This window comes from Paenibacillus sp. J22R232 (assembly GCF_056269165.1).
Genome location: NZ_JBWDNK010000004.1, coordinates 442,156 through 459,316, shown reverse-complemented (window position 1 = coordinate 459,316; position 17,161 = coordinate 442,156). Strand labels below are relative to the sequence as shown.

Here is a 17,161-nt window from a genome sequence, read left to right as displayed (position 1 = left end):
GCTGCCTACACCTCCGGGTCTATCGGTTCGTAATCTTTGCGCAGCGGATGCCCTACCCAATCGTCAGGCATCATGATCCGCCGCATATCCGGATGGCCTGGGAAATCGATCCCAAGCAGGTCATAGATTTCACGCTCGTTCCAATTGGCCGTTGCCCATACCGGCGTCGCGGAGAACACGGCTGCTGCATCCCGTTCAGTCTTGATTTTGACCGCTGCCTCTCGCTTGGTAACCAAGGACAACAGATGATACACAACCTCCATATGCGTCTCATAGTCTACCCCGGATACATTGCGAAGGTAATTGAACTGCAGCTCGCCATGCTCCTTCAACAGCCTCGATACTTCACGCCAATAGCTATTATTTATGATCAAGACAGGCATATCGCCGTTCAATTCATTCAAATATGCGTCCTCAACCGCGGCTTCCGCAACCTCGCTCTTCAACAAGGCAGCAAGCCCATCCAGCTCCGGCTGCCTTGGGGAAGGCGGCTTCGGCACTTCTGGCGCCGCTTCCCCGGCCCCAGCTTCCGCTTTTTCCTTCGCGGCTGCCCTTGCAGCGCGCGCTTCTGCCGCAGCCTTCAGCTTCGCTTCCCGCCCCGCATCGACGGGCTTTTCCCCGTCCTTGCCTTGCTCCTCGCTCATCGTCCGGTCACCCGCTTCCCGGTTTTCGCCTCGTACCGGATTTTTTCCTGAAGCTTATTGATCCCGTATATTAGCGCAGCAGGATTCGGCGGGCAGCCCGGTATGTACACGTCCACCGGAACGATTTGATCCACGCCTTTTATAACCGAGTAGGATTTAATATAAGGCCCACCGGCCGTCGCGCATGAGCCCATCGCTATCACCCATTTGGGCTCAGGCATTTGGTCGTACAATCTTCTAAGCAGAGGGCCCATCTTTTTGGTCACGGTGCCTGCCACGATCATGACGTCCGACTGCCTAGGCGAAGTGCGGAACATGACGCCGAAGCGATCCAAATCGTAATGCGACGCCCCAGTTCCCATCATCTCAATTGCGCAGCAAGCCAGCCCGAAGGTTAGAGGCCATAGCGAATTGCTTCTTGCCCATGCTTTCAGCTGCTCCAAGGTTCCCATGAATACATTGCGTTCCAGTTCTTTGCGTTCCTCTATTGAAATTGACTCTAAACTGAATTCCATTTCAGCACCTTCTTTTTCCAGGCATATAGAAGACCAATCAGAAGCATTCCCGCAAAAATCAACATTTCGACTAGCACAAATAAGCCGAGCTTATTATATGCAACGGCCCACGGGTATAAGAAAACGGTTTCCACATCAAAGATGACAAACATTAGAGCGAATAAGTAATAGCGGATGTTGAAACGGACCTGTCCCTCACCTACGGGCTCATTGCCGCTTTCATAGGTGGTTTGCTTGAGCGCATTCGGCTTATTCGGCCGAAGCAGTCTGCCTACAGTCAATGCAACGACTGGCAGCAAGATGCCAAGCACGATAAAAACAGCCACGACGACATAGTTATTGGCGTAGTTTTCCACACAATCGCCTCCGTCAATTCGTTAGGTACGGACCGTTGCCGCTTGGTCAATTTTCCTCACAATTATAACAAATGCTTCCACTGACGTCTATGACGGAGTTACGCCTTTGCCGGCTCCTGGTCGGGCGTTCCGATCTTCTCATTTGTCATGTCGGACTGCCGAGCATCCTGGGATTTCTGCGGCTTTAATTTCCGGAAGCTTCCGTCGCCGCTGTCCCTTTGTTTCCTCACCACCGCTATCATAAGAAGCAAGAAGGGCAGGAGAAAGCCATGAAAGAGACTGTATACCGTCCACACGCCCATGGCAAAAACTCTGGAATGCGCGACGTTGCGGTACGCGATTAAGGAGAGCGGAACGATAATAAACGCATACGGAACGATCAGCGTTCGATAGGTAGATAAATTCAGCATTTGAGCCGTTAGCACTGCCAAAACGTATACGCATAAGGCGAGCTTCATAAAAACGGTTCCGATCCACACCATAGCAACCAATATTTCGACACGAACCAATATTTCTTCAATATTGATGTTTTTCGCCATATCGTAGACAGCGAACGGACTGCGGCTCGTCTCGTCCACTCCCATTACCCCAACTAGGAACACCGTAATCAAAACGCTCAATAGCGTGATAAGCAAAGCTGATATTTTTAACGATTTTCTTAGCTTTTTACGGTCCTGCTTCCGCACTAACGGAAGGATAGCAGTAATGAACACAAACTCTCCGATCGGAAAGCCTAATATCGGATATACCCCTTTAAGCGGCCTAAGGATACCTTCATATAATACGGGTTCGAAATTTTGAAAGCTGAACTGGTTGAACAGCGAAAAGATGATAATGACGATGACCAGCATACCCCAGCCAAACAAAATCTCCCCCGTTCGCGCGATCGTCTCAATACCGAGGAATACGCCATAAATAACGACCAGCATAAACGTGCTGTCGATGAACCATTCCGGCGTCAACGGCAAGACTGAAAGGCTCATAAAGTCTGAAATGTTGCGAAGCACTAGCGCGCTTAATAGGAGAAAAAATAAAATATATATAAGCGTGAGCGCTTTACCGCCCCATTTCCCTACGATTTTTTCGGCATACTGCGCGAGAGACAAATTCGGAAAACGGTCAGCCAATGCCAGATATACGATCAAGATGAAATAATTAAACGGACCTGCTATCAACATAGACAGCCAGCCGTCCTGCTTGGCGATTGCCGTAACAGCAGATGGCAATATTAAAGCGGCGCTGCCAAGAGCAAACAACAACAATATTTTGGCTGCTTGCCCGGACGTAATTTCCGCATTGTTCATCCCCGCAAATTTACTCATATCCGTTACATTCCTTCCTCAATCCATGCTAAGATCGGTTTATAGATGGGCGCCAGTATAGCCGAGATCCAATCAGTCGGATTTGGAATGGGCATATTCAGCAGCACAGACAAGCCAAACAAAGCGCCAACGGCTAATACAAACAAAGACCAGCCTCTTTCGCGAAAACGTCCATTTTCCCCATTATGCCTCCAGATAATAGTGCCCGTAGCAATAGAGAACAACACCAGAATGATTGGCTCCAGCATGCTGATCACTCACTTCACAATAGATTCTCCACGAATTCCCGAGCCAAGTATGGTCGTATTGCACTCAATTTCACTTTTCACAGAAGGAAATTGGGCTTCCCAATCCTTTCCCATTCGCTTCCAAATGCTCGGCTGCTGCAAATAGATGATCTTTCCCCACCCAAGCGCATCGATGCGAAGCTTCTTCTGCAGCCTGTTAATGGTCTCTTCTATTTCATCCTTCACGGCGAGACTCGTCATCGTGCCAATCTCATTCAATACCTTTTCATTACCCACATCGACATTCGGGCACATGATTTCTTGAATGCTTCCCGTTATCCGGACGTTCACCTTGACGATAGGAAGCCCTTCTTCATCGCGTTTGACCTTATATTTGATTGCTGAATCCTGCACCTCGACGATCAGCTTACCCTCGGAGTCCGGACAGGACAGCTTAACTACCGTGCTTTTGATTTTGTGATGAAGCCATGACAGCCCTCTTGACTCCTTAGGCTTTAAAAAGTCAACCAATTTGCCTTCGCGAAACACAGCCATCGTTGACAGCACAGGAATCGCAGCAGGCGGGATGCTATTCACATTCTCATTCGAATGGCCGATCGCTTTATCACCCTCGATCCGAATGGAGGGGAGAACCGATTGCTGTTTTCCTTCGCCTCTCATTCTCGTCAGCTCCTTGACCTTTACTCCGAAATTGGTCCCATACGCAGCCTGATTCACTTCAATCATTTCATGAATTTGGTTAATGGGAATCGGTTCCAGTTGGGTGGTCAGCTGCAGCAACTGCTCCGCCTTCATTCCCCGGGTAATGATGACGGATATATCGGTTCGTATATCCGGGTTTCTTTCAATCAGGTCAACTAACGGAAATATCCCCTTTCTCGCCATTGACTCCCCGATTACAAGCATCTGTGTATGCGAGAAAAAGAGCCTTCTCGATGTTTTTGCCGTCATTTTCCGAATGGCCTCAAATATCGTATCTCCCGTTTCGGTAAAGCTGGTTACTGCCGTGCCTCCTAAGCCGCCCTTGCTTTCGGCAGCGACGTTTTGGGGAAGAACCACCTGCACGGTCAACTGCAGCTTCTGCTTGCCGCTCGGATCATCATCTACTCCAAGCGCGAGCACCACGCCCAGCTTGTCCAAATACCGCAGGTCCCAGCAGCCGCTTAACATAATGAGCATACACGCAGTCCACACAAGACAAGCTTTGCGCCATAATATACGTAGCTTATTTGGACGCTTGCGGTCTTGTGTGCGGCTCATTGTTCTGGCTCCTTTCTAAGCTCCGGCTCAATATCCTGCCTTACCGTATTCTGATTGCCGAGCTTCTGCGGCCTTTCCCGCATCAACCACAATGGCGCACGAACTAGCGTATCCTTCATATCCTTAAGAAAGAATGGCGCAAAGGGTTTAATATACGGCATTCCGAATGACCTAATATTGCTTAGATGCAAAATGAGCAGCAGCACGACAAGTCCTATTCCGTAAAAGCCCAATGTGGAAGCTGCTAGCAGGAGAATAAAACGCAATAGCCGTGCTGCAATCCCCAAGCTGTAAGTAGGCGAGACGAAGCTGGCAATCGCGGTGAAAGAAACGACGATAACGACTGCAGGCGAGACGATGCCCGCCTCCACCACGGATTGACCGATAACTAAACCGCCTACGATAGAGATCGTGTTCCCGGCGGCGCTAGGCATTCGAACGACTGCTTCTCGCAGGATTTCAAATACAAATTCCATAATAAATGCTTCCAGATATGCCGGAAACGGTACGCCTTCCCTTTGGGCGGCCAGCTTCAACAGCAGCTGTGTCGGAATCATTTCCTGATGATAGCCTACGATTGCGACATATACCGACGGCATTAGCAGTGCAATCAAAAATGACACAAATCGCAGCATTCTCAAAAAGGTCGCAATATCGAACCGCTGGTAATAATCCTCGGATGCTTGAAAAAACATATTTAATATGGCCGGTACAACAAGAACAAACGGTGTCCCATCAACCAAGATCGCAATTCTGCCCTCAAGCAAATTCCCGGCAACCGCATCTGGACGCTCATTGCTTAATATGGTTGGGAACGGTGACCATTTCTGATCGGCGATCAATTCTTCAATATAACCGGACTCCAAAATACCGTCGATGCGTATCGACTCCAGCCGCTCACGCAAATCTTTAAGTACATTCTCGTCAGCTAATCCTTTCACGTACATAATGCTAACCGGTGTTTGCGAAATATCCCCGATTGTCCACTGCTCCATCCAGAGCTTTGGGCTCCGTATTTTCCTCCGAAGCAAGGACGTATTCGTCCGAATGGATTCCGTGAATCCCTCCCTTGGGCCGCGGATCGCCATCTCCGTTTTTGGTTCCTCAATGCCTCTTCTAGCTCCGCCAATGACATTAGCGCCAACGGCTTGATCCGAGCCCTCGACGAATAAAATGCCGTAGCCCATGAACAGCTTCTGGAATAAAAGCTTCCAATCGCAAATATCCGTCACGATGCCAGTGGATAAAATGTTAGCCTTGATCACTGCCAGCAGTTCTTTAGGCTCTACCAGCTCATCGAGCGGAAACCGCTCTCTGTGCAATGGCTGAATAATGAATTCATCCAATCGTTCATCGTCAACCATGCCCTGCACGTACACGATGAGTGCTTTTGTTTGGTTTCGATCCACAAGAGTCAGCTCGCGGAAGATAATATCTTGGCTTTCTCCCAGCTCCGTTTTAATGTTTTCCATATTTTCCGATATCGATAGCGAGAGAGGCTTGTTCTCATAAGGATCAAGCTGCTCCTTCTCATGCTTCTCTGCACGAGGCGAGCTTTTCGTCGCCTTTTTCCCTGCTTTGCTTTTGCCTTGCGAGCCTGGTCCGAACATATGCCCCTCTCCTTCCGTTCATTCATAGCATGCCGTCTTAGGATAACTATTCCATGGCATAATTATGTATTGGGCATTCAAATCCTTTGAGCGTATCCTCTTATCCGCCTACACGCCAAAAAGCCGCATGCCCCCGTATCTAAACGGCTGCATGCAGCTTTCATTGATTCCAAGCTATCGAATTCTTGATTCCGTGAGTTTAAATTGACCGACCAATTGCTGCAGAAGCGTCGTAATCGACTCCACGCTTTGCGAGGTTTGCCGAACATTTGTCATTTCGCAAATAAGCTCCTGCACCTTGCTCTCCACATCGGAGGAAACCTTGCGGTTTTCTCTGCTGACGAGTGCGATCTTCTCCATCAGCTGAACAACCTCATCCACGACTTGCGTTTTCCGCAAATCCTCAGCGTGCGCATTCGACAATGTATTCGCTGCGGCGGCAACGAGCTGGTTGCCTTCCTCGACCACTCTTGTTCCCTCGTCCATAGATGCATAGGCCTGCTTGGCTTCGTCATAAATATGGCGGGTAATGACATGTACTTCTTCCGTCGATTTCTTGGTCATATCGGCAAGCTTGCGGATTTCCGAAGCTACCACCGCGAAGCCTCGTCCTTGCTCGCCAACTCTTGCAGCTTCAATAGAAGCGTTGAGGGCAAGCAGATTCGTTTGCGCCGATATTTCTTCGATTACATGCAGCACGCCTTGAATCTCCTGGACGGTATCCATAAATTTATGAATCGTTTGGTTCGACTCCCCCACCTTGAGGGAGATATGATGCATCTTCTCGCCAATTCGGTCAACCTCGGATTTAGCAACGGCTATCTGCTCCGCAGCTTGTTCTTCGAGCTGGTTCAACGTTGTGCGCATGTCGCCTGCCGCATCCTTGGCCATGTCGATATCCTTAAGCTGCAGCCTGATGCTGCCGATCATGTCCGTTACCTTCCCGCTTACACGTTCGGTTGACGCCGAGGTCACTGCTGCCGATTCATTCAGCACATGCTGGCTGGATAGTACGTCGGAGGAAGCAAGTCTCACTTGCAGCATGATGCCCTCTAATGAGTCGATCATATTATTAATCCATTTCGCTAATTCCTTCGACTCGTCATTATCGAATTCATTCAACGTCAGCCGCTGCGTTAAGTCGCCTTTTCCTTCCGCATTGATGCGGATAAAGCGATTGATTCGGCGCAAATGCGATACGACTCGCTCTGATTCTTTCTTCTGGAACACTCCGCTATAAATTAAGCCGAATAGAAGATTAAAAATACCAGCTGCCGCAGCTGTCACCCATACGGGAGCGCTTGCTGCAATGAATACGATTAACAGCGCTGTCATTATGCTTAAGCTGGCAATCGAGATAAGCTGAAGCTTACGTTGTCTCCAACCAACGCTTCGGATCCGGTAGACCTCTTCCAAATCGCCCTCGCACATCATTCCCCATTGGTCTGGACAATATGGAAGCTGGAAAGTCACGCCTTTGCCAATAACGGAGATATGCCTATAGTCTGAATATCCCGGAAACTCTACAAATAGATTATTGCCGTTGCGAATGGTATTCGCTACCCCCGGGTGCAACTGTCCGGTTGCCGGATCGGTAAATACAATCTCGAGCTCCGTGTGCTCTTTAATGGAGACCACGCCCCAGTCGGTCGTTACCCCGTCCTTCAGGTTTTCTCCGTGGGTAAAGGTACGATCCTCGAAACGGCTCCGCGAAAGGGCCGTGCCCGGTGCAATCTGCGTGTTCAAACCAGCCTTCGCCATAAATAAATAGTTATCTCCGGAATCGGGATACACATGCCCGGATTCCCTTTGAATCAAGTCACCAAGCACATCGTTGGGAACACGACCACATAAAGTACCTGCATTTTTTCCGTTTAATACAATCGGCACCAAAAACATTAAGGTCATCTTGTCATGAAACGAAGACGAACGCGCTCCCAGCTTTAACGTAATCGGATCACTGAACGGACCGAACAAGCATTTCCGCGGAATGCTCGTTTCTTTGGTGTAGGCAAGCCCTTGCTGTAGATAGCTTTCTAACGGATAGGCAATACCGATATGAGCGTTATAGGTCGAACTGACTACCGTATGTTTTTCATCTAGGAAGAATAGCTCAGTGAAGTCAATTGCTCTAGCATATGTTCGTTCAAATAATCTTTCTATTTGTGACTGTACTGTAGATGTAGTAGATTCCTCGGATTGACTGAGCACCGCTGTCATTTGCTCGCTTAATCGGTCCAAATGGGTCCAATAATCGGCCGCCCATGTGGTGAGCAGCTCTTTTCGCGTCTCGGCAATGCCTTCAAAGCTATGCTCGACGTCCGTTTTCAGCTGTTTGTTCAATTGCCAAGATACCCAGAGCGGAAATCCTACCTTCATACCTAACCAGTCAAACATATGACTCTCCCCCTGCTAACTCTATCGTTTCTAATGTTAACTATATTAACATATAATATAGGGAAATTCATACAAAATATTAGAGTTTTTGTCGAAATAACCGTTGTTCTTGGATATATAACATCATTTCTACGCGAAAACACGAATATTAGAGAGAATCTAACATCAAGTTTGGCTATACGTGGACTTCCTTACCCAATAAAAAAAGCATCATTCACGCCCATGAGGGTGTGAATGATGCTTTAGTCTTGCACGCCTATTTATGCTTAATGTTCAGACGGTTCATTGCACGCTGCAAAGCAAGCTCCGCACGACGGAAATCAACCTGATCCTGTTTAGCAGAAAGACGCTGCTGGGCACGCTGTTTAGCGGCTTCAGCACGTTCAATGTTAATGTCGGTCGCAAGCTCTGCGCTCTCAGCAAGAATAACGATCTTATCCCTGCGTACCTCGATAAAGCCTCCGTTAACCGCTATAACATCAACCTTATTGTTATCACGTTTGATGGTAACAGGAGCGATACGAAGCGGCGTTACTAGTGGAATGTGGTTTGGCAGTATGCCAAGCTCGCCTTCCACCCCTGTTACGCTAACCATGTTCGCTGTCTCTGCATACACCTTACGCTCTGGTGTTACGATCTCTACCAAAAAAGAACTCATGTGGATTCCTCCCGCCTTTCGCTATACTAGCGTTTTGGCTTTCTCCACGGCTTCTTCAATCACACCAACATATCGGAAAGCTTCTTCCGGAAGGTCGTCATGTTTGCCCTCGAGAATTTCTTTAAAGCTGCGAACGGATTCTTTGACAGGAACGTATTTACCTTTCGTACCTGTAAACGGCTCCGCAACGTGGAACGGCTGAGATAGGAAAAGCTGAATTTTACGTGCGCGAGACACGGTCAATTTATCTTCCTCGCTAAGCTCATCCATACCAAGGATTGCGATAATATCTTGAAGCTCTTTGTAGCGTTGAAGGATTTTCTTAACGCCTTGAGCAACGTTGTAATGCTCTTCGCCCAGTACAGACGGGCTAAGGATACGCGAAGACGAGGCAAGTGGATCAACCGCTGGGAAGATACCCATCTCGGAGATTTTACGCTCCAAGTTCGTCGTTGCGTCCAAGTGGGCAAACGTCGTAGCAGGAGCCGGATCCGTATAGTCATCGGCAGGTACATAGATCGCTTGGATCGAAGTAACCGAACCTTTTTTCGTAGACGTGATACGCTCTTGCAGTTGACCCATTTCAGTTGCCAGCGTTGGCTGGTAACCTACCGCGGAAGGCATACGGCCTAGAAGGGCCGAAACCTCGGAGCCTGCTTGCGTGAAACGGAAGATGTTATCGACGAACAATAGTACGTCTTTTCCTTCTTCGTCACGGAAATACTCAGCCATTGTCAAACCAGTCAAAGCAACGCGTTGACGCGCGCCTGGCGGCTCATTCATTTGACCGAATACCATTGCTGTTTTGCTTAGTACGCCGGAATCCTTCATCTCGTGGTAAAGGTCATTACCTTCACGAGTACGCTCACCTACGCCTGCGAATACGGAGATACCGCCGTGCTCTTGCGCGATGTTATTGATAAGCTCTTGGATCGTAACCGTTTTACCAACGCCCGCGCCGCCGAAAAGACCGATTTTACCGCCTTTTGCGTATGGTGCAAGAAGATCGATTACTTTAATTCCTGTTTCAAGAATTTCCGCTTGCGTGGACAATTCGTCGAAAGCAGGTGCCGGACGGTGAATCGGAAGATTGATGCTTGAAGTCACATCGCCAGCTTCATCGATTGGTTGGCCAAGTACGTTAAATACACGGCCAAGTGTTGGCGCGCCAACGGGAATCGTAATAGCTGCGCCAGTATCCACAGCGATCATACCGCGTACAAGACCGTCTGTCGTACTCATAGCTACGGCACGTACCTTATTGTCACCGAGGTGAACGGCAACTTCAAGCGTCAAGTTAATATCAATGCCGCCTGCTTCGCCCTTTTGCTCGATTTTGACAGCGTTCAAAATTTCCGGCAAATTGCCGCGTTCGAACTCTAAGTCTACGACCGGACCCATGACGGATACAACATGTCCTTTTTTCATGGTTTTCCCTCCTGGTTCCTTCTTGTTACTGCATGCCGGTCAGCTTATCGCAAGCGACTGGCCCATGCAGAGCCTATATTAAGATTGGGCATTTGCCCCTGCAACGATTTCAGAAATTTCCTGCGTAATCGCAGCTTGACGCGCTCTATTGTAAGTGAGCGTCAATTGGTTAATGATTTTCGATGCATTTTTCGTTGCGCTTCCCATGGCTGTCATACGCGCGCCGAACTCACTCGCTTTGCCGTCCAGAACTGCACTGTAAATAAGCGTTTCCGCGTATTTAGGAAGCAGCACTTCAAGTACGCCTTCCGGTGATGGCTCGTATTCGTACGATGTTACAGCCGTATTCCCGCCCACTTCTTCAAGAGGCAGCAAACGAACGGCTGTCGGGATTTGCGTAATTGCATTAACGAATTCGTTGTAGTAGAGGTATAGCTCATCGTAAGAGCCCTCTGAGAAGTTTTTCACTGCGGAATAAGCAACCGACTTAATATCAGCGAAAGTCGGAGCGTCCGGCAAGCCGATAACTTCCTCAACGATCGGCATGTTGCGACGACGGAAATAATCACGGCCTTTCCGTCCAATCACGAACAGCACGTATTCATCGCTTGATTTATGATTCTCACGAATGGTTTGCGTTACTTTGCGAAGAATATTCGCATTGTAACCGCCTGCTAGACCACGATCGGACGTAATCACGAGATAACCCGTTTTCTTGACCGGTCTGTTCTCCAGCATCGGATGCTTCACATCCTTGGTGCCGGCAGCGATACTTGCTACAACTTCCTTAAGCTTCTCAGCATAAGGACGAGCTGCCTGCGCAGCCTCCTGAGCTCTTCTCAGCCTGGAAGCGGCAACCATCTCCATCGCTTTGGTGATCTGCTTCGTGTTTTGTTTACTCTTGATTTCGCGTTTAATATCGCGCATACCTTTTGCCATTTGGTTTCACCCGCCTTTGTTGCTTTGGACCTGCTCCAAAGCCTGGTGTTGGTGGAGTAAGAGCAGCCTAAGCCCGGACTAAAGCGAACGGGCATCGGCTATATATTTGTTATGCCGTTACGGCAAAGCTTTTCTTGAATTTATTGAGTGCGTCAACGAGAGCTTTCTCGTTGTCAGCAACGATGTCCTTCGTGTCACGGATCGATTGGCCGATTTCAGGGCTGTTCGAATCCAGGTACGCGTGGAACTCTTTCTCGAAGCGAAGGATATCGCCAACTGGAATTTCATCCAAGTGGCCTTTAACCGCGGAGAAGATAGAAATAACTTGCTTCTCAACCGGCATCGGCTTGTTAACGTCTTGTTTGAGAATTTCCATTGTGCGAGCACCGCGGTTAAGGCGGGCAAGCGTTGATTTATCAAGGTCGGAACCGAATTGCGAGAACGCTTGAAGCTCACGGTAAGCCGCAAGGTCAAGACGGAGCGTACCGGCAACCTTCTTCATCGCTTTAATTTGAGCGGATCCACCTACACGGGATACGGAGATACCAACGTTAACCGCTGGACGTTGACCGGAATAGAATAGATCTGCTTCTAAGAATATTTGACCGTCCGTAATCGAGATTACGTTCGTAGGAATGTAAGCCGATACGTCGGATGCTTGCGTCTCAATGAATGGCAGTGCCGTCATGGAACCGCCGCCTCTAGCGTCGCTAAGCTTAGCTGCACGCTCAAGCAAACGGGAGTGCAAGTAGAATACGTCACCAGGGTATGCTTCACGACCCGGTGGACGGCGAAGCAAGAGTGAAAGCTCACGGTAAGCTGCTGCTTGTTTCGATAGATCATCATAAATAACGAGAACGTGCTCGCCTTTGTACATGAAGTACTCACCCATTGTGCAGCCCGCGTAAGGAGCTAGGAATAGCAATGGAGCAGGCTCGGAAGCACCCGCTGTTACAACGATTGTGTACTCAAGCGCGCCGTGGCGGCGAAGCGTTTCAACAACGTTAGCAACAGTGGATTGTTTTTGGCCTACAGCAACGTAAATACATTTTACGCCGTTGCCTTTTTGGTTGATGATTGCATCGATCGCAATCGCTGTTTTACCTGTTTGACGGTCACCGATGATAAGCTCACGTTGTCCGCGGCCTACGGGTACCATCGCGTCGATTGCTTTAATTCCCGTTTGCATAGGCTCATGAACCGATTTACGGTCGATAACGCCCGGCGCCGGAGATTCAATCGCGCGGAATTGAGTCGTGTTGATTGGTCCTTTGCCGTCAAGCGGCTGACCAAGTGGATTGACGACGCGGCCAAGAAGCTCATCGCCGACAGGTACTTCCATGATGCGTCCCGTACGTTTTACTTGATCGCCTTCACGGATATCCGTGTATGGTCCAAGGATAACGACACCGACGTTGCTTTCTTCCAAGTTCAAAGCCATACCGACAACACCGTTGGAGAATTCGAGCAATTCGCCCTGCATCGCATTTTCCAAACCGTGTACGCGGGCGATACCGTCACCGACATTGATTACGGTGCCGACGTCTACGACTTGAATTTCGGATTTATATTGTTCGATCTGTTGTTTAATCAGCGTGCTGATTTCATCAGGTCTGATACTCAATTCGTTCACCCCTATCTACAGTGCATTAGATTTTAAACGATTTTTGTAAACGTTCCAGCTTGCCGGACAAGCTTCCGTCATAAAGACGGTCACCGATGCGTACTTGTACGCCTCCGAGCAAGGATGGCTCAACGACTTGCTGTGCAATAATCGTTTTGCCGGTTATTTGTCCGAACTGCGCCGCAACGCCTGCAAGCTCTGCATCAGACAGCGCTTGAGCGGAGTATACGGTCGCATGGGCTTGGCCAAGCGCGTCGCCAGCTACTTTGGTATATGCTGCATATACCTCAGCAATCGAATCCTGACGGCGGCGAGAAATCAAGATTTGCACCGTGTTAAGCACGAGTGCGGATATACGGTCACCGAATGCCGCTTTCAGCACGGCAATCTTTTTATCTGGATCGATGCTAGGAAGAGAAAGGAATTTTTGAATGTCTGCGTCTTGCTCAAGTGCCTGAACGATCAGCTTAAGCTGCTCTTCCACCTCAGAAACGACCTTCTGATTCTCGGCAACCTCGAACAATGCTTTAGCGTAGCGCTTCGCTACGACCGCATCGCGGCTCATTTATTTCCAACTTCTTTCAAGTATTGACCTACCAATTGTTCTTGCGATTTTTCGTCCACTTGCTTCTCAATAATTTTCGACGCGATTTTCACGGAAATGCCGCCAACTTCTGTGCGAAGCGCTGCAATAGCCTTGTTTTTCTCGCTTTCGATATCTTTGAGAGCATCGTCCTTCAGACGGGATGCTTCCGATTTCGCTGTTTGAACGATCTCTTCCGCTTGCTTCGAGCTCGTAGTTCTGGATTGCTCAATAATTTCATAAGCTTCCTTGCGCGCCTGCTGGAGTGCAACCTTCTGCTCTTCCATTTGCTGCTCAGCCGCTTTCCGGCTGCTTTCAGCCGTGTTCATTTGCTCAAGAACAAGTTGTCTGCGCTTCTCCATCACTTCGAACAATGGACCAAAAGCATACTTGCTTAGAAGCCAATACAAAATAATAAACGCAACCATCGCGATTACTGTCGATTCCCAATGCCATGACATAGATGCCGCTCCTTTCTCAACACAATATTGTCTTAATCATAACGAAGGCGAAGAGGGCTAAGGCCTTCCCCGCCAATTTCAGTTATTATGCTTGGAAGAAAGCCAAGAAACCGATAACTACGCCGATGATAGGCACAACTTCAACGATACCTACACCGATAAACATTGTTGTTTGCAATTTACCTTGAAGTTCAGGCTGACGAGCGATACCTTCAACTGTTTTACTAACGATCATACCGTTACCTACACCCGCGCCAACTGCGCCCAAACCTACTGCCAAAGCTGCTGCTAATAATTCCATTTTTAAAATCCTCCTCGAAAATTGTTGTTTTTTGTTTGTATAGCCAACCTCAGTACTTAGAAACAAGCCGAGGCATAAAGCGATGATTAATGCTCCTCATCGTGGATAGCTGCCTGCGAGATGTACACCATCGTAAGAATCGTGAACAAGAAGGCTTGAATACCGCCGACGAAAAGACTGAATGCTTGCCATGCCGCAAGGAACGGCGTACCATACCAACCAAGCATCAGGATGGTTGCGATTAGCACCTCACCCGCAAAGATGTTGGCGAACAACCGAAGCGCCAGTGTAACCGGCTTCGAAATCGTTTCAATGATGTTGACCGGGAAGAAAACCGGAAAAGGATGGAAATAATGCTTCAAGTAGTGCTTACGATTCAGCCTCAGACCAAGGAAATGGACGATTACGAATACGATAAGCGCTAAACCAGCAGTTACAGAAATGTCTGCAGTCGGCGATTTCCACCACGCAAGCTCGACATGTCCACCTTTTTCATCAAGCAGTTCCTGAGTAATCCCCAGGTTCTCGTGAGCATGGTGGGTTTCAGTAACGATACCGAAAGGCAAGCCTAACAGGTTGGAGATGAAGATGAACATAATGAGCGTCATCCCTAGAGATATAAAGGGCTTGACTCGGTTTGCCGGCATCGTGCTTGAAATAAAGTTTTGTACGAAATCGACAACCCATTCCAAAAAGTTCTGCATCTTCGACGGGTTGTCCACCGAAAGATTGCGAACAGCCAGCTTCGCGATCAAGAACGTCACTATGACGGAAACCAAAATTGCTACCGTGGTCGAAATATCGATATTAAACGGCCCCAGTGGCATCACCGGAAATTCATGCATCTAAAATTTTCACCCCTTTCCGCTAAGATTGTCGTTTATTGTGGATATAAGCTGCTACCAATAGAACAAACGGCATGACCATACAGCCAGCTAAAGCGGCCGGCATGTTCAGACCCTCCGGAAAACGATAGGCGATCATGGCAACCAGCAGCACTGTGGCGATGCGGTTTCCAAGACCAAGACCTCTCTTGCGCGGGCCAGCCCCTGCTGCTCCTAGGGTGACCATTTCGACTCTGCGCCTCAGTAAAAACGCATTCATAGAACTTGCTGCCAAGCCCACAAGAAGGCCGAGAGACACCGTACGCCATTCCGGAAGGAAAGCCCATACAATTAGGCATACCGCCATTGCATAAACAAGCGTACGTAATGCTGTCTTCATTATTTTATCCATCGGCGTCCTCCATAACCTTCTTAACGAGCAGAATGGCTGAGAGTAGTCCGACAGCCAGACCGACCAGTATGCCACCTAGCGTCCACCCCTTCGGATCGCCAAAGCGGCTCCCGAGCGATGAGCCGATCCAATAGCCTAAAAAGATACATACAGCGACTTGCACTCCGAGTGCTCCGACAAGTCCAGCCGCATACAGCGGATTGTCCCTTCTGCTCTTTTTATTCATGGCTCATACCCCTGTCAATCCTCATTTATTTTATCCAAGCGGCAACACGTTTGTCAATTGAATTAACTACAAACTTTTGGTGAACAGATCGACCAAAACCCTTGATACATATGGTATTGTGACCCCCGAAAACCGTACAGTACTACTGTATGCTGTACATTCGGCGTTCAGCCTGCTGCCCAAGTCGAATCTATGAACGTTGTGTGAACGAAACCGGACGTTCCTTCAGCCTTCCAAAATGATGCAAAATCGCATCTACAATCCGCTCTGAAGCATGTCCATCGCCATATGGATTCGCCGACTGGCTCATGCGCGCATAAAGCTGAGAGTCGGTCAACAGCGCCTTGGCGCGACCATACACGAGCTCTTCATCCGTTCCGACGAGCTCCAGCGTTCCTGCCTCGATACCCTCAGGACGCTCTGTCGTATCACGGAGCACAAGCGTGGGAACGCCAAAAGATGGAGCCTCCTCCTGCAAACCGCCCGAATCCGTCATGATCATATGCGCATGCGGATAAAAGTTATGGAATTCAAAAACATCAAGCGGATCAATCAAGCGAATGCGCGGGTGGTCGCCAAGAATTTCATTGGCCGGCTCGCGAACCGCTGGGTTCGGATGCACGGCATAGACTACCACGACGTCCTCATGCTCGTCAGCGATGCGTTTGACCGCACGGAATATGTTCCGATGAGGCTCGCCCAGCGCTTCCCGGCGATGAGCCGTCATGAGAATCATCCGTTTCCCTTTTGCCCAGTCAATGACAGGATGAGAGAAAGATTCATCCACCGTATACTGGAACACATCTGTAGCGGTATTGCCAGTCACATAAATGGCAGCATCCGACTTGTTCTCCTTGCGCAGGTTGTTCGCCGACCATTCTGTCGGGGCAAAATGCACATCAGAAAGCACGCCGGCAAGCTGCCGATTCATTTCCTCCGGGTATGGAGACAATTTGTTCCAAGTGCGAAGCCCCGCCTCAACGTGACCGACTTGAATTTGCTTGAGGAACGCCGCATAGCTCGCAAGAAACGTCGTCTGCGTATCGCCATGCACGAGTACGATATCCGGCTTTGCTTGCGCAAGAACGGGATCAAGGCCTTCCAGCACACGGACCGTCGTCTCTGTCAGCGTCTGACGTTCCTTCATGACGTTCAAATCATAGTTCGGATGAATTTCAAAAAAATCGAGAACCTGATCCAGCATTTGGCGATGCTGGGCCGTCACGCAGACGATCGATTCGATTTCATCCTCGCGCTTCTGCAGCTCGAGTACAAGCGGAGCCATCTTAACGGCTTCCGGACGTGTTCCGAATATGGTCATTACCTTCAGTTTAGACAAAATCTTTCACTCCT

General features: G+C 49.0%; 19 protein-coding genes. All 19 read right to left on the bottom strand.

Annotated features, from left to right (window positions below):
* Nucleotides 1–5: 5 nt before the first annotated feature.
* Nucleotides 6–644: an NADH-quinone oxidoreductase subunit C gene (locus tag AC0YN3_RS15940; RefSeq protein WP_475775998.1), complete on the bottom strand. Its 639-nt coding sequence runs from the start codon at nt 642–644 to the stop codon at nt 6–8.
* Nucleotides 641–1,159, bottom strand: coding sequence for a NuoB/complex I 20 kDa subunit family protein (locus AC0YN3_RS15935; protein WP_169084508.1), 519 nt, complete (start codon nt 1,157–1,159; stop codon nt 641–643). The genes AC0YN3_RS15940 and AC0YN3_RS15935 overlap by 4 nt, the downstream gene beginning before the upstream one ends.
* A complete protein-coding gene (locus tag AC0YN3_RS15930; RefSeq protein WP_183568270.1) occupies nt 1,144–1,515 on the bottom strand; it encodes an NADH-quinone oxidoreductase subunit A in 372 nt (123 codons plus the stop codon). Before AC0YN3_RS15930 ends, AC0YN3_RS15935 begins: the two co-directional genes overlap by 16 nt.
* A gap of 98 nt (nt 1,516–1,613) precedes the next feature.
* Nucleotides 1,614–2,837 carry a GerAB/ArcD/ProY family transporter gene (locus AC0YN3_RS15925; RefSeq protein ID WP_475775997.1) on the bottom strand — a complete coding sequence of 408 codons (1,224 nt, stop codon included), beginning with the start codon at nt 2,835–2,837 and terminating at the stop codon, nt 1,614–1,616.
* A gap of 5 nt (nt 2,838–2,842) precedes the next feature.
* Nucleotides 2,843–3,085 carry a hypothetical protein gene (locus AC0YN3_RS15920; protein ID WP_475775996.1) on the bottom strand — a complete coding sequence of 81 codons (243 nt, stop codon included), beginning with the start codon at nt 3,083–3,085 and terminating at the stop codon, nt 2,843–2,845.
* Nucleotides 3,086–3,094: 9 nt separating this feature from the next.
* Nucleotides 3,095–4,345 carry a Ger(x)C family spore germination protein gene (locus AC0YN3_RS15915; protein ID WP_475775995.1) on the bottom strand — a complete coding sequence of 417 codons (1,251 nt, stop codon included), beginning with the start codon at nt 4,343–4,345 and terminating at the stop codon, nt 3,095–3,097.
* On the bottom strand, nt 4,342–5,955 hold the full coding sequence (locus AC0YN3_RS15910; protein WP_475775994.1) for a spore germination protein: 1,614 nt from the start codon (nt 5,953–5,955) through the stop codon (nt 4,342–4,344). Before AC0YN3_RS15910 ends, AC0YN3_RS15915 begins: the two co-directional genes overlap by 4 nt.
* Nucleotides 5,956–6,129: 174 nt before the next feature.
* Nucleotides 6,130–8,352, bottom strand: coding sequence for a methyl-accepting chemotaxis protein (locus AC0YN3_RS15905; RefSeq protein WP_475775993.1), 2,223 nt, complete (start codon nt 8,350–8,352; stop codon nt 6,130–6,132).
* Between the two features lie 256 nt (nt 8,353–8,608).
* Nucleotides 8,609–9,010 (bottom strand): F0F1 ATP synthase subunit epsilon, encoded by a 402-nt coding sequence (locus AC0YN3_RS15900; protein WP_183568258.1) that lies wholly within the window; start codon nt 9,008–9,010, stop codon nt 8,609–8,611.
* Between the two features lie 21 nt (nt 9,011–9,031).
* Nucleotides 9,032–10,438, bottom strand: a complete 1,407-nt coding sequence (gene atpD, locus AC0YN3_RS15895) for a F0F1 ATP synthase subunit beta (RefSeq protein ID WP_183568255.1) — start codon at nt 10,436–10,438, stop codon at nt 9,032–9,034.
* A 78-nt stretch (nt 10,439–10,516) separates the two neighbouring features.
* Entirely contained in the window at nt 10,517–11,377 is an 861-nt protein-coding gene (gene atpG, locus AC0YN3_RS15890) for an ATP synthase F1 subunit gamma (protein ID WP_183568252.1), read from the bottom strand.
* A 109-nt stretch (nt 11,378–11,486) separates the two neighbouring features.
* Nucleotides 11,487–13,001 carry a F0F1 ATP synthase subunit alpha gene (gene atpA / locus AC0YN3_RS15885; RefSeq protein ID WP_183568249.1) on the bottom strand — a complete coding sequence of 505 codons (1,515 nt, stop codon included), beginning with the start codon at nt 12,999–13,001 and terminating at the stop codon, nt 11,487–11,489.
* A 25-nt stretch (nt 13,002–13,026) separates the two neighbouring features.
* Entirely contained in the window at nt 13,027–13,566 is a 540-nt protein-coding gene (locus tag AC0YN3_RS15880) for a F0F1 ATP synthase subunit delta (protein WP_475775992.1), read from the bottom strand.
* Nucleotides 13,563–14,045, bottom strand: a complete 483-nt coding sequence (gene atpF, locus AC0YN3_RS15875; RefSeq protein WP_475775991.1) for a F0F1 ATP synthase subunit B — start codon at nt 14,043–14,045, stop codon at nt 13,563–13,565. Before atpF ends, AC0YN3_RS15880 begins: the two co-directional genes overlap by 4 nt.
* Before the next feature lie 85 nt (nt 14,046–14,130).
* Nucleotides 14,131–14,346, bottom strand: a complete 216-nt coding sequence (atpE, locus tag AC0YN3_RS15870) for a F0F1 ATP synthase subunit C (RefSeq protein WP_053373757.1) — start codon at nt 14,344–14,346, stop codon at nt 14,131–14,133.
* Nucleotides 14,347–14,432: 86 nt separating this feature from the next.
* The gene (gene atpB / locus AC0YN3_RS15865) at nt 14,433–15,191 is read right to left on the bottom strand and encodes a F0F1 ATP synthase subunit A (RefSeq protein WP_475775990.1); all 759 of its coding nucleotides are present in this window, start codon (nt 15,189–15,191) and stop codon (nt 14,433–14,435) included.
* Nucleotides 15,192–15,213: 22 nt separating this feature from the next.
* Nucleotides 15,214–15,582 (bottom strand): ATP synthase subunit I, encoded by a 369-nt coding sequence (locus tag AC0YN3_RS15860; protein ID WP_475775989.1) that lies wholly within the window; start codon nt 15,580–15,582, stop codon nt 15,214–15,216.
* A complete protein-coding gene (locus AC0YN3_RS15855; protein WP_183568234.1) occupies nt 15,575–15,808 on the bottom strand; it encodes an AtpZ/AtpI family protein in 234 nt (77 codons plus the stop codon). The genes AC0YN3_RS15860 and AC0YN3_RS15855 overlap by 8 nt, the downstream gene beginning before the upstream one ends.
* 190 nt (nt 15,809–15,998) lie before the next feature.
* The gene (gene wecB, locus AC0YN3_RS15850; protein WP_475775988.1) at nt 15,999–17,147 is read right to left on the bottom strand and encodes a non-hydrolyzing UDP-N-acetylglucosamine 2-epimerase; all 1,149 of its coding nucleotides are present in this window, start codon (nt 17,145–17,147) and stop codon (nt 15,999–16,001) included.
* Nucleotides 17,148–17,161: the final 14 nt, after the last annotated feature.